Origin of the sequence: Streptomyces sp. NPDC057623 (genome assembly GCF_042800355.1) — a bacterium.
Taxonomy (GTDB): domain Bacteria; phylum Actinomycetota; class Actinomycetes; order Streptomycetales; family Streptomycetaceae; genus Streptomyces.
Window position 1 is genome coordinate 104232 of record NZ_JBHVGZ010000012.1, and the last position, 11862, is coordinate 116093.

The 11862-nt window shown below is 71.6% G+C and carries 11 protein-coding genes; 5 read left to right on the forward strand and 6 right to left on the reverse strand.

Annotated features, from left to right (window positions below; translation table 11 throughout):
* Positions 1 to 121: 121 nt before the first annotated feature.
* Positions 122 to 1267, reverse strand: coding sequence for an aminoglycoside phosphotransferase family protein (locus tag ACFU95_RS15415; protein ID WP_383827279.1), 1146 nt, complete (start codon positions 1265 to 1267; stop codon positions 122 to 124).
* A 234-nt stretch (positions 1268 to 1501) separates the two neighbouring features.
* Between ACFU95_RS15415 and ACFU95_RS15420 the strand changes: the two genes are divergently transcribed.
* Complete coding sequence (locus ACFU95_RS15420; protein WP_383827282.1) at positions 1502 to 2998, forward strand: hypothetical protein; 1497 nt, start codon at positions 1502 to 1504, stop codon at positions 2996 to 2998.
* Between the two features lie 54 nt (positions 2999 to 3052).
* Here the strand turns inward: ACFU95_RS15420 and ACFU95_RS15425 are convergent, their stop codons facing one another.
* Positions 3053 to 4483 (reverse strand): PP2C family protein-serine/threonine phosphatase, encoded by a 1431-nt coding sequence (locus tag ACFU95_RS15425; RefSeq protein ID WP_383827285.1) that lies wholly within the window; start codon positions 4481 to 4483, stop codon positions 3053 to 3055.
* 433 nt (positions 4484 to 4916) lie between these two features.
* Here ACFU95_RS15425 and ACFU95_RS15430 point away from each other — a divergent pair, with 433 nt between their 5' ends.
* Positions 4917 to 5330, forward strand: a complete 414-nt coding sequence (locus ACFU95_RS15430) for an SsgA family sporulation/cell division regulator (RefSeq protein ID WP_383827288.1) — start codon at positions 4917 to 4919, stop codon at positions 5328 to 5330.
* A gap of 43 nt (positions 5331 to 5373) precedes the next feature.
* Here the strand turns inward: ACFU95_RS15430 and ACFU95_RS15435 are convergent, their stop codons facing one another.
* Positions 5374 to 6471: a chemotaxis protein gene (locus ACFU95_RS15435; protein WP_383827291.1), complete on the reverse strand. Its 1098-nt coding sequence runs from the start codon at positions 6469 to 6471 to the stop codon at positions 5374 to 5376.
* A 64-nt stretch (positions 6472 to 6535) separates the two neighbouring features.
* Positions 6536 to 8107 carry an alpha/beta hydrolase gene (locus ACFU95_RS15440; RefSeq protein WP_383827294.1) on the reverse strand — a complete coding sequence of 524 codons (1572 nt, stop codon included), beginning with the start codon at positions 8105 to 8107 and terminating at the stop codon, positions 6536 to 6538.
* A gap of 269 nt (positions 8108 to 8376) precedes the next feature.
* Between ACFU95_RS15440 and ACFU95_RS15445 the strand changes: the two genes are divergently transcribed.
* Both ACFU95_RS15445 and ACFU95_RS15450 read left to right on the forward strand, forming a co-directional pair.
* On the forward strand, positions 8377 to 9033 hold the full coding sequence (locus ACFU95_RS15445; RefSeq protein WP_383827297.1) for a chaplin: 657 nt from the start codon (positions 8377 to 8379) through the stop codon (positions 9031 to 9033).
* A 201-nt stretch (positions 9034 to 9234) separates the two neighbouring features.
* Positions 9235 to 10089, forward strand: coding sequence for a GNAT family N-acetyltransferase (locus ACFU95_RS15450; protein ID WP_383827300.1), 855 nt, complete (start codon positions 9235 to 9237; stop codon positions 10087 to 10089).
* 10 nt (positions 10090 to 10099) lie between these two features.
* Here ACFU95_RS15450 and ACFU95_RS15455 read toward each other — a convergent pair whose 3' ends face one another.
* Together ACFU95_RS15455 and ACFU95_RS15460 are read right to left on the reverse strand one after the other, a co-directional pair.
* Positions 10100 to 10585, reverse strand: coding sequence for a nucleoside deaminase (locus ACFU95_RS15455; RefSeq protein ID WP_383827303.1), 486 nt, complete (start codon positions 10583 to 10585; stop codon positions 10100 to 10102).
* Positions 10586 to 10626: 41 nt separating this feature from the next.
* A complete protein-coding gene (locus tag ACFU95_RS15460; RefSeq protein ID WP_383827307.1) occupies positions 10627 to 11268 on the reverse strand; it encodes an MFS transporter in 642 nt (213 codons plus the stop codon).
* Between the two features lie 304 nt (positions 11269 to 11572).
* On the opposite strand from ACFU95_RS15460, the gene ACFU95_RS15465 reads away from it, so the two are divergent.
* A complete protein-coding gene (locus tag ACFU95_RS15465) occupies positions 11573 to 11839 on the forward strand; it encodes a hypothetical protein (RefSeq protein ID WP_383827309.1) in 267 nt (88 codons plus the stop codon).
* The last annotated feature ends 23 nt before the right edge of the window (positions 11840 to 11862 follow it).

Genomic DNA, 11862 nt, shown 5'->3' on the forward strand with positions numbered 1-11862 from the left:
CGTCAGTGGCGTACACCCGTGGTAGGCGTACGGCCGGACGGAGGAACACACTGGCGCCGTACAACACGAAGGCCCGCGGTACGCCGCTGTTTCCAGGGCGCACCGCGGGCCACCGTCCCCGTCAGCGAGTGCCGACCGCCGCGCGCACGGCCCGTCGGGCCAGCTGGCAGTCGTCGTGCAGCCGCCTCAGCAGCAGCCGCTGTTCCTCGCCGGACGGCGCAGCACCCGGGTGGGCCGCTCCCGGTGCCGCCGGGGTCGTGTCGTACATCGAACGCTGCACGGCCGTCTCATACGTACGGATCTCGCGGGTCAGCACCAGCATCAGGTTCACCAGGAAGGCGTCCCGTGAGGCCGGGCCCGCCGACTGGGCGATCTGACTGATCTGCCGTCGGGCCACCGGCGCGTCCCCGAGCACCGACCACAGCGTCGCCAGGTCGTAGCCCGGCAGATACCAGCCCGCGTGCTCCCAGTCCACCAGCACTGGACCGGCCGGTGAGAGCAGGATGTTCGAGAGCAGTGCGTCGCCGTGGCAGAACTGGCCCATGCCCTGCCGGCCCGCGGTGGCCGCGATGCCGTGCAGCAGCTTCTGGAGATCACCCATGTCCCGGTCGGTGAGCAGCCCCAGCTCGTGGAACCGGGAGATCCGGGCCGCGTAGTCCAGCGGGGCGTCGAAGGTGCCCGCCGGCGGCCGCCACGCGTTGAGCCGGCAGATCGCGCCGAGAGCCGCCCTGATGTCCGCCCGCGGCGGTACCTCCAGAGGGTGCCGCTGAAGTGCCGCCACCCGGCCTGGCATGCGCTCGATGACGAGTGTGCAGTTGTCCGGATCCGCTGCGATCAGCCTCGGCACGCGCACCGGAGGGCGGTGCCGGACGAACGAGCGGTAAGCAGCTATTTCATGCCGGATCCGCTCGGCCCACACTGGGGAGTGGTCCAGTAAACACTTGGCGACGGCCGTGCTGCGCCCGGTCGTGCCGACCAGGAGGACGGACCGCCCGCTGCGGCGCAGCACCTGCACCGGAGCGAACTCCGGGCAGATCCGGTGCACCGACGCGATCGCCGTACGCAGCTGGGCGCCCTGAGGGCCGGACAAGTCGAGTCTCCCGCTGAGCGGTTGGGTGCCGGGCCCCGTGGCGCGCAGTGGCCGGCCCGTACCGAGCACGGGGGCGCCCGCCGGCCGCGCGGGGGCGAGGTAGGGGCCGCCGCCGCCGACCGGGCGGGCGTGCAGCGACCGGGGCGGGGCGGACACGGAGGACGATGCTGCGTACATGGGAGAGACAGATCCCTTCGTGTGCCTGCGACGACAAAGCGCTGCCCGATCCGGCCGCCCAGGTGCACCCTGGGGAATGTCCCTCGGCGAACCGGGTCGGGGTGGCGCTTTCCTACCTGACACCGGATGCCCGGTGGCACACCATCTGGCGCACCCTGGCGAACCCTGGCGAATAGTCCCGAGGCACCTCCCACCGGGCTACTGTCAACTCAGCCGAGAACCTGGGGGCTTGACGTGAGCGGAGAACCCAACACCCGCCTGGCGGACCTGTTCGGCCTGGCCGGCTGGTCCAAGGGCGAGCTCGCGAGGCTGGTCAACCGGCAGGCGGCGGCCATGGGCCACCCCCAGCTGTCGACCGACACCTCGCGGGTGCGGCGGTGGATCGACATGGGAGAGATCCCGCGCGATCCGGTGCCGCGGGTGCTGGCAGCCCTGTTCACCGAGCGTCTCGGCCGTGTCGTGACCATCGAGGACCTCGGTCTGGTCCGGCACGGGCGTGCGGGGAAACGGCAGGACGGCGGGAGTGCGGAGCATCCCGACGGTGTGCCGTGGGCGCCCGAACGGACTGCTGCGGTCCTCACCGAATTCACGGGAATGGACCTCATGCTCAACCGACGCGGCTTGGTGGGCGCGGGTGCCGCGCTCGCCGCGGGATCCGCACTCAGCAGCGCCATGCACGACTGGCTGCGCACCGACCCGGCCCTCAAGGCCGACGCCCCTCAGTTCGACGACCCGTTGCACGCCGACCCCGCTGGGTTCGACCGCTACGAGGCCGCCCCCATCGGATCACAGGAGATCGAGGAACTGGAGCGCTCGGTAGAGGTGTTCCGGGCCTGGGACGCGGCCCGCGGCGGCGGGCTTCAGCGCAAGGCGGTCGTAGGACAACTCAACGAGGTGGGCGGCATGCTCGCCTACCGTCACCCCGAACATCTCCAGCGGCGCCTGTGGGGCGTCGCCGCCAACCTCGCCGTTCTCGCGGGCTGGATGTCGCACGACGTCGGCCTGGAACCCACGGCCCAGAAGTACTTCGTCATCGCCGCCCACGCGGCCCGAGAGGGCGGCGACCGGCCCCGCGCCGGGGAGGCGCTCTCCCGAGCGGCTCGCCAGATGGTGCACCTGGGCCGGCCCGACGACGCACTCGACCTCATGAAACTCGCCCAGTCCGGCTCCGGTGACGAGATGCTGCCGCGCACCCGGGCCATGTTCCACACCATCGAGGCCTGGGCACAGGCGTCGATGGGCAAGGGCCAGGCCATGCGCCGCACCCTGGGACAGGCGGAGGACCTCTTCGTCTCCGACCGGAGCGACGTACCGCCACCGAGCTGGATGCAGACCTTCAAGGACGAGGATCTGTACGGCATGCAGGCCCTGGCCTACCGCACCCTGGCCGAGTTCGAGCCGGGCGCGGCCGAGCACGCCCAGCACTTCGCGGAGAAGGCCCTGGCCCTGCGCATCGACGGCCGGGAGCGGTCGAAGATCTTCGACCATCTGTCCATGGCGTCCGCCTGCTTCATCGCGGACGACCCCGAACAGGCGGACCGGTACGCACGGCTGGCCCTGATGTCGATGGGCTCGAACTCGTCCGGCCGTACCTGGGACCGACTGCGCCAGATGTATCGGCTCACCGCCGAGTACTCCAGCTACCCGAAGATCCATGAACTGCGGGAGGAGATCCGGTTGGCACTGCCCAAGGTGAAGAAGCCCGGCGGTGGCAACAGCGCACGGGCATAGGGGGCCCGTGCGACCGATACAGCCCGGTACGTTCTAGGACATCACTCTGGCCACCTAGGACAACACCCTGGCCACGAGCACGCAGGCGTCGTCCTCGCGCTCGCTCTCACCGAACTCCTCCACGACTAGCCGTACGCAGTCCTGTGCGGTGTGTGCCCCGCCGAAGCGGGGGGCCAGGTCGAGGAGACGGTTCACGGAGTCCGCTCCCGTGTGCCTGGGCGCCAGCCCGTCCGTGTGCAGCAGGAGCAGATCGCCCACCTCGAGGGTCTCTTCGGCCTGTGCGTAGACGGCACCCGAGGTGGCGCCGAGCAGGACGCCGTCCGGCGTGTCCAGCCTGCGCCCCGTCCCGTCGCGGAACAGTAGCGGGGCGGGGTGTCCGGCCTGCGCCCAGGTCAGGGTGCGGGTCTCGGGCCGGTAGCGGCAGCAGACGGCGCTGCCGAGGGCCGGCTGGACGGTGGCGTCGAGTAACTGGTTGAGCCAGGACATCAGTTGCCCCGGCTGGGTGCCGGCCATCGCCATGCCGCGCACGGCGCCCAGCAGGGTCGCCATGCCCGAGGCCACGGCGACTCCGTGCCCGGTGAGATCGCCGACGCTCAACAGCGTTGCCCCGTCGGCCAGTTCCAAGGCGTCGTACCAGTCGCCGCCGATCAGCGCGCTCGTCGACGACGACAGATGGCGAGCCGCGAGATCCAGCGTCTTCGGGCCCTGGTGCGGGAGCCGCAGGGAGCCGCGCCACGGCGGCAGCACAGCCTCCTGCAACTCGACCGCGAGCCGGCGCTCGCTCTGCGCGTGGTGCCGGTGGCGCTGGAGCGAGTCACGGGTCTCACTCACCGTGCGCTGGCTGCGGCGCAGTTCGCTGACGTCCCGCAGCACGGCCCACATCGAGGCGGTGCTGCCGTCAGTGTCGAGCACGGGCTCGCCCATCATGTGCACGGTCCGGACCTCGCCGTCCGGCCGGAGGATCCGGAACTCGCCGTCGATGGGCTTGGCGTCGATCAGGCAGTCGGTGACCATCGCCGTCAGCTTCGGCCGGTCCTCGTCGAGCACCAGGGACGGCAGCTCGTCGAGGGTGAGCGGCGGAGCGGCGGGATCGCGCCCGAGGATCTCGTAGAGCTCTCCGGACCAACTGGCCTCGTCCGTCAGCAGGTTCCACTCCGCGCTGCCGACCCGGCTGAGCAGCGAGCCGCGCCGCGGAGCGGGCGGCACGGCCCGGTCGGCGGGCGGGGCCGCGGGGGCCGGGGAGGCGGGGGACGGGCCGTCCCGCAGTTGCGCCAGATGCTCGTCGAGGTCGTTGAGCTGGTGCAGCGCGAGGTCGCACAGCGCTCGCTGCCACCGCTCCTGCGGGTCCGCGGCGTCGCTCTGGGTGTCCCGCCGCACGGCGTCGACGTCGCCCTTGAGCTGTCGCGTCTGCGTGATGAGCGCGTCGACCGAGCCGCGTCCGGGCGGCTGAGCGGCGGGGCGGTCCGCAGAGAGATGGGGCGGCATGACGCACTCCGATGCGGGGACGGTTCGACCAAGGCTGACGGAAGGACCGTTACGACTGTCGCACAGCCCGCGACGCGCTGTAAGGGATTTGGCAACACCCGATACGGTGGTGCGTCTGGCATATGCCAGAGTCTTCAAGGAGGGGTCGTCCCGTGCGAATGACGTACGTCGATGAACGGGCCAAGTCGTAGGCGGTATACGCGATTTGGTGGTCTGGCGAGGCGATTGTACGGCTGCCATTCGAGTGTTCGACGGTCGAATGTTCTAGGGGTGGGGCGGCGACGGGTACCGCGCGCGGGGTTGCACTACCCGACAGTGATGCAGGTCACAAAAATGATATCCGCTTCGCTGTCATGCAAAGGGCGTCTGTGGGGTCGTAAAGGCACAGCGGCAAAAACCGTCCGACCGCCGACCCGCAGGGGAGAGACCGCCCATGGACATCGCCCTCGAGCAGCCCGCCCGGGCCCGTCTGATCACCGGCGAGGAGCGCGAACTCTCCGTTCCCGCCACGCTGCGCTACGCCTCCACGGACCCGCTGGCGGTGTACGTCGACTTCCCGGGCGACGTCTCCCTCGACGGCAAGGGGGCCACCTGGACCTTCGCGCGCACCCTGCTGGAGACGGGGCTGCGCGGGCCGGCCGGGGACGGGGACGTGCACATCTGGCCGTGCGGCCAGGAGCGTACGGTCGTGGAGCTGCACTCGCCGTACGGCATGGCCCTGCTCCAGTTCGACACCGCGGCCCTGAACCGTTTCCTGCTGCGTACGTATGCGATCGTCGGGGCCGGTGAGGAGGACCTCGGCGCGGTCGTGGAGCGGGGGCTGAGCGCGCTCTTCGGCGGCGTGTGAGGAGGCGACAGTGGCGCTGCCGTGCCTCCTCGCCGCTTCGGCGTCAGTACCGCAGCACTCCCGCGATCCCCTGGGCGTCGTCGAGCGTGCCGTCCGGTACGAAGCGGACCTCGGCGCCGGTCTCCAGGCACTGCTCGACGATCTCGTCCACGATGTCCTCGCGGGCGTCGAGCTCGCCGCTCTCGGCCGGGATCAGATGGCCGCCGTCCTCGCCGCGCACGGCGATGCGGTAGTTCTCCTCGACGGCCAGCAGCCGTACCCGGCCTTCGCGGGCGCTGCGCCAGACCTCGTCGACGCCGGCCGCGAACGCCTTGCGGCCGCGCGCGGACACCAGTTCCCGGCCCACGGCGTCGGTGTTCCTGCGGTCCTCGGCGCTGATCAGCGGCTGGATCGCCTGCCACACCGCCTCGCGCGTGCCGTGCGCGAGTCCGCCGTGCGGGATGTGCACCGCCTCCTTGGTGACGCCGCCGATCTCGTCCAGCAGGGACAGCGCCGCCGGTTCACCGGTGATGTACAGCGGCCGCGGGTTGCCCCGGAGGATCGCGCTCATGGCGGAGTCCGCGTCCTTGAGGAAGTGGCGCGTGCCCTCGTCGCGGAACGTGCTCGGATTGTCGCCGATCCGCTCCCGGCGCTCGGCGTCGAAGTTCTCGACGGGTCGCGTCAGCGGGAAGCCGCCGATGCGCGCCGCGGCGACGCGGTCCAGGCTGCCGTTCCACAGGGTGACGCGGTCGGGCGAGACCGAGAGCACCCAGTAGGGCCGCTCGGCGGCCTGTGCGGAGACGAGGTTGCGGGTCAGGAAGGTGTCCGAGAGCACCACGCGCTCGGGCACGGTTCGGGCGAGCGACCACACCTGGTGCTCGCCGGGGGCTGCGAAGATCACCAGGCCGTCCTCGGCATAGGTGAGATCGACCTCGGCGAGGGCCTGGTCGAGCTGTCGCCCGACATCCGCCCGTCGCTCGCGGGTGACCGAGGGATCGGCTTCCAGCTGCTTCTTGGCCTCGGCCACGACATTGCGCAGCCGGACCTGGTCCTGGGCCCGGTAGGGCTCTCGGCGATGTGTGGGCGTCAGCACGGACACGGCCGGATAGGGGCGCGGGCGCCGCAGCTCGGTGAGGGTGGTGGGACTGAGTGCGTGCTCCATAACAGCACGATAGGACTGATTCACCGATCGGGCATTAGGGGCAATCCAGTCCACGGTCGCGGCCCTAGTCGCGGTCGTCCTCGGGCCCGCACGAGCTGCCGTCCGGCGGGAGCGTGCCGTACAGCAGGAAGGTGTCGACCTTGCGGTGCACGCACTTGGAGGACGCGTACCCGGTGTGACCGCTGCCCTTGTTGTCGAGGACGACGGCCGACGAGCCGAGGCGCTCGGCCGTCTCCTCGGTCCAGCGGTACGGCGTCGCCGGATCGCCACGCGTGCCCACGAGGAGCATCTTCGGCGTGTCCACGTCCTTCACGTCGTCGCGGATGTAGTCCGTGCCCTTCGGGCGGCCGTAGCACAGCAGCACCCCGTTGAGCCGGTAGGACCCGAAGACCGGCGACGCCTCGTCGAACTCCGCGGTCAGCCGGTCGAGATCGCCGATGATCTGCTCGCCGGTGGGGCGGTCGGGGTCGTCCGCGCAGTTGATCGCCATCAGTGCCGCGGACAGGTTGTCGAGCGGGATGTCCTGCTCGTCGACGAGCCCGCCGTCGGGCTCCTCGGTCTCATCGCGGCCCAGGGGCGCGGCCCCGCCGGTGGCGAACGCTTCGATGGCGTGCGTGTCGCCCTCCTCGACGAGCGCGGCCAGGGCCCGCTCCAGCAGGGGCCACAGGTCCTCGCTGTAGAGCCCCTGTCCGAGGGCGGCGACCAGGTCCTGTCCGGTGAACGGCTCGCCGAAGGCCGACGGCACCGGGTCCTGGTCCAGTGAGTCGACAAGTTGTACGACGTGCTTGCGGGCCTCGCGGGCGTCCTGCCCGAACGGGCAGGCGATGTCCTTGACGCACCAGTTGATGAACTCGTCCAGTGCCTTCTGCTGCCCCCGGGCGCTCGCGAGTTCCTGCTCGGTCAGCGGTTCGGTCAGGGTGTCCACGCCGTCGAGCACGAACCGGCCGACCTTGTCGGGGAATTGGGCGGCGTACACGGCGCCGAGCCGCGTCCCGTAGGAGAAACCCAGGTAGTTGAGCTTCTTGTCGCCGACCGCCGCGCGCATCACGTCCATGTCACGCGAGGCGTTGACCGTGCCGATGTGAGGGAGCACCGGGCCCGAGTTGCGGGCGCACGTGGCGGCCGCCTTCTTCAGGTCGTCGAGGACGGCCTGCGGATCGCGGCTGATCTCCGTGCTGTCGTCCGGCAGGCTGGCGTCGCCGCAGCTGACCGGCGAGGACCGGCCGACACCGCGCGGATCGAAGGTCACGATGTCGTAGCCGTCCGTCAGCTCCATGAAGTCCTTGCCCCCGGCGACGAACTCGGGGACGCCGGCACCGCCCGGCCCGCCGAAGTTCAGCAGTACCGAGCCCCGCTTCTCACCCGTGGCCCGGAAGCGGGCGAGTGCCAGGTCGAGCGTCCCCGCCCCCGGGTGGGCGTAGTCGAGGGGGACGGTGACCTTGCCGCACTGAAGATCCTTCGGCAGTTCCTCGCCCGGACACTTCGCCCAGGTGATCTTCTGCTCGTAGAAGCGGCTGAGGTCGGGATCGGCGTTGTCCTTGGTCGCCGTCAGCCCCGTGCCGAGCAGCACCAGGCCGGCCGCGCCGATGACCGCGCAGCGCCGCAGCGTGGGCCGCGGTGACAGGTGGGCCGACATCGTTGCCTCCAGGGACGCCCGTCGCGGACCGTGAGCGGCGTCCTCGCCCACGATAGGCGGGCCCCGGAACGAACGCCTCCGGAGATGCGGGAGCGCCGGGCCCGCCCTGGCCCGCGCCCTCGCCCGGCCATCGGAAGTTTTTACCGCTAGTTCGACAACCCTGACGCTCGATGGGGTGAATGGCCGATAAGCCATAACTCGGATGGTTCGCCTGCGTTTTATCCGGTGCGGGTGAGTGCCCGCGACCATGTCTGGAAGGCAGGGAACCTATGAGACGGGTTACCCGATACGGTGTGATCGCCGTCGCCGCCTCGGGCGCGATGGCTGTGACGCTGCCGGCGTACGCCGATTCCGCGGCGGACGGCGCCGCGGCCGACTCGCCGGGGCTGCTGGCCGGCAACACGATTCAGCTCCCCGTGCACGTCCCGGTGAACGTGTGCGGGAACACCGTGAACGTGGTGGGGTTGCTCAACCCGGCCACGGGCAATACGTGCGCCAACAAGGACGGCGGTGGCAAGCCGGGCGCCGCGTCGCAGAGCGGGGCCTCGGCCGAGGGGAGCGGAAAGGATTCGCCGGGCCTCGCGTCCGGCAATGTCGTCCAGCTCCCGGTTCACATCCCCGTGAACATCAGCGGCAACAGCGTGAACGTCGTCGGTGTCGGCAATCCGGCGACCGGCAACGAGTCGGTGAACGGCCCCGGCGACGTCCCTACCGACACCACCAGGCCGACGCCTGAGCCGTCCGCACCGCCCAGGGCGCACCAGCCGCGCCCGGTGCCGCCCGCACCCGTCCCGCAAGGAGGGCCCGAGGCCTCGCTCGCCCACACGGGAGCGGACCAGAGCCTCGCCGCCGCTGTGGGCGGCACGGCTCTCGTGCTGGGCGGGGCCGTCCTGTACCGGCGCTTCCGCCCGACGGCGGTGCGCTGACCCGCGCCAGGAGCGCGGCACGAAGGCCCCACCGGGCGGTCGGTGGGGCCTTCGTCATGCGCGCAGGCGTCGCGTCACGCCCCCGGCGTGCGCCTCAACGGCTTGATCACGCCGTGACGCCCGCCGCGAAGATCCGAAAGGATGCCGCGTGCACGGTCGATCACCGTGCGCACGTGACCCCCTACAGAATGGAGCGCACTCATGGCCTCTCCGGCCCCCGAAGACCTCGTCGTCACTCGCGCCGGTCTCGACGACTGGTCGGTCATCAAGGGATGGGCCGCCGACGAGAGCTGGAATCCGGGGCTCGCCGACGCACCGGCGTTCTTCGCGCAGGATCCCGACGGCTTCTTCCTCGGCCGGATCGACGGCGAAGTCGTCTCGGCGATCTCGGTCGTCACCTACGGCTCCGACTACGCCTTCCTCGGCCACTACCTGGTCCGCCCCGACCTGCGCGGCCGCGGCCACGGCCTCACCACCTGGAAGACAGCCCTGGCCCACGCCGGAAACCGCACCGTCGGCCTCGACGGGGTCGTCGCCCAGCAGGACAACTACCGGCGCTCGGGCTTCGAGTCCGCCCACCGGACCGTCCGGTTCACCGGAACCGCGCCCACCGCCCGGGTACCGGCGGACGTCCGGGCCGTACGTCCCGAGGACGTCGAGGACATCACCGCGTACGACGCCACCTGCACGCCGGCCGACCGCCCCCGTTTCCTCGCGCACTGGCTCACCAGCCCCGGACACCACGCCGTGGTCCGCCGGGTGGGCGACCGCGTCACCGGCTACGGAGTGGTCCGCCCCGGCCACGACTGCCCGCGCATCGGCCCGCTCTTCGCCGACACCGCCGAGGACGCCCGGGCGCTGTTCGCCGCCCTGACCGCCGAGGCGGCCGGGCGCCCGGTGGCCATCGACGTGCCCGAGACCAACCCGGCGGGGGTCGCTCTCGCCGAGGCGGCCGGTCTCACGCCCTCCTTCGAAACCGCCCGTATGTATACGGGCCCGGTGCGGCCGTACACCCAGGAGCGCGTCTTCGGCGTCACCACGCTGGAGCTCGGCTAGGGGTCTCGGGTCAGGTCCGCCGCCCGTGGAACCGGAAGTGCAGCGCGCGGACGTCCTCCGTGAGCTGGTGTACCGGGCCCTCCACGGCCACGCCCGGCGCGACATCCTGGATCGGCAGCGGTCGGACCGGCGAGGACGCCACCCCCAACTCGGCCAGCCATGCGGTCAGTTGCTCCGACGAGGCGACGTACACGATGCGCCCCAGGCCCACCCAGGCGTGCGCCGCCGCGCACATCGGGCAGTGCTCGCCGGACGTGTACACCGTCGCGGCCGCCCGCTCCTCGGGCGTCATGCGGGCGGCGGACCAGCGCGCCAGCTCGAACTCGGGGTGCCGGGTGCGGTCGCCCGCCGCGACCCGGTTGTGGTCCTCCGCGAGAACCTCGCCGTCCGCCCCCACCAGCACCGACCCGAACGGCTCGTCCCCGGCCTCGAGCGCCTCGGTCGCGAGCGCGACGCAGCGGCGCAGATACGGCAGTTCGCTGTCCTTCACGACCATCCTGTACGGCCTCCTCGCGGCGCGATCCTCCCTGCCCCACCCTAGGTTCGCCGACGTACGGCCGGAAAGGCGTGCACGCGGCCGAGGCCCACGATGGCGAAGGCGCCCGCGATCAAGGGGAGCGCGGTCCACGGCAGGGCGCCCGCACCCAGGCGGTCCAGGGCCAGACCACCGGTGAGGGAACCCGCCGCGATCCCCGCGTTGTGGACCGTGGTCTGCAAGGAGGTGGCCACATCGGCGTGCGCGGGGCCCGAGGCGTCCACCAGGGCGGTCTGGATCAGCGTGGGCGCCCCGCCGAAGGCGACGCCCCACAGCGCGACGGAGACGAGAAGCACCGCCGGCGTTCCGGCGCCCAGACCGAGGGCGAGCATGACCGCCGTGCACAGGGCGAGCGCGCCCAGCAGGGTCGCCCGAAGACGCCGGTCCACCAGGACCCCGGTCACCCAGATCCCGGCAACCGTGGCCGCCCCGAACACCAGCAGCACCAGCCCCGTGCGACCGAACCCGGCATGCGCCGTGAACGGGGCTACATACGTGTACATCACCTGGTGGCCCAGCAACAGGAACAGCGTGACGGACAGCACGGTCGAGACGCCCGGCAGCGCGGCCACCCGGTGGAGCGGCAGCCCCGCGCCCGGCGGCTCGCCCGGGAACCCCGGCACCCGCCACCACACCCAGCCCACCAGCGACACCGCCGGCCCGGCCAGCGCGCCGAACGCCGAGCGCCTGAGCGAGCGCGGTCCCGGCGGGCACGCCCGGCGACAGGGCGAGCGTGATCCCGGCGAGCACGATCGCGATCGCCCGGCCACGCCGCGCGGCCGGCACCATCCGGGCCGCGTAGCCGACGAGCATCGCCCACAGCGTGCCGCCCATCAGCCCGGCCACGACCCGCGCGGCGAAGGTCAGGCTGTACGACCCCTGCCTCGGAAGGTGTGCGCGGAGATCGCCCTTGCCTTCACACTGATGTGAGGGTTCGAGCATGGTCGCATGTCCCAGGCCGTCCAGCAGATCCGGGGACTGCTCGACTCGGGCCTGACCACGGAGATGATCCGCGCGATCCTGCCGTACCTGTCCGGCCCCGACCAGATCCTGCTGCCTGCCGAGCACCTCACCCCGGACACGACAGCCCTGCTCCAGGACCACATCGACCGCATCCAGGCCCGCATCGAGTGTCTGACCCGCAACCGCGACCGGCTGCGCGGGTACCTGGCGGCCGTGCGACCGGAGGCCGGGGAGGGCGCGGTGCGGTCGTAAACGACTTGTCGTGCGGGTGGGCC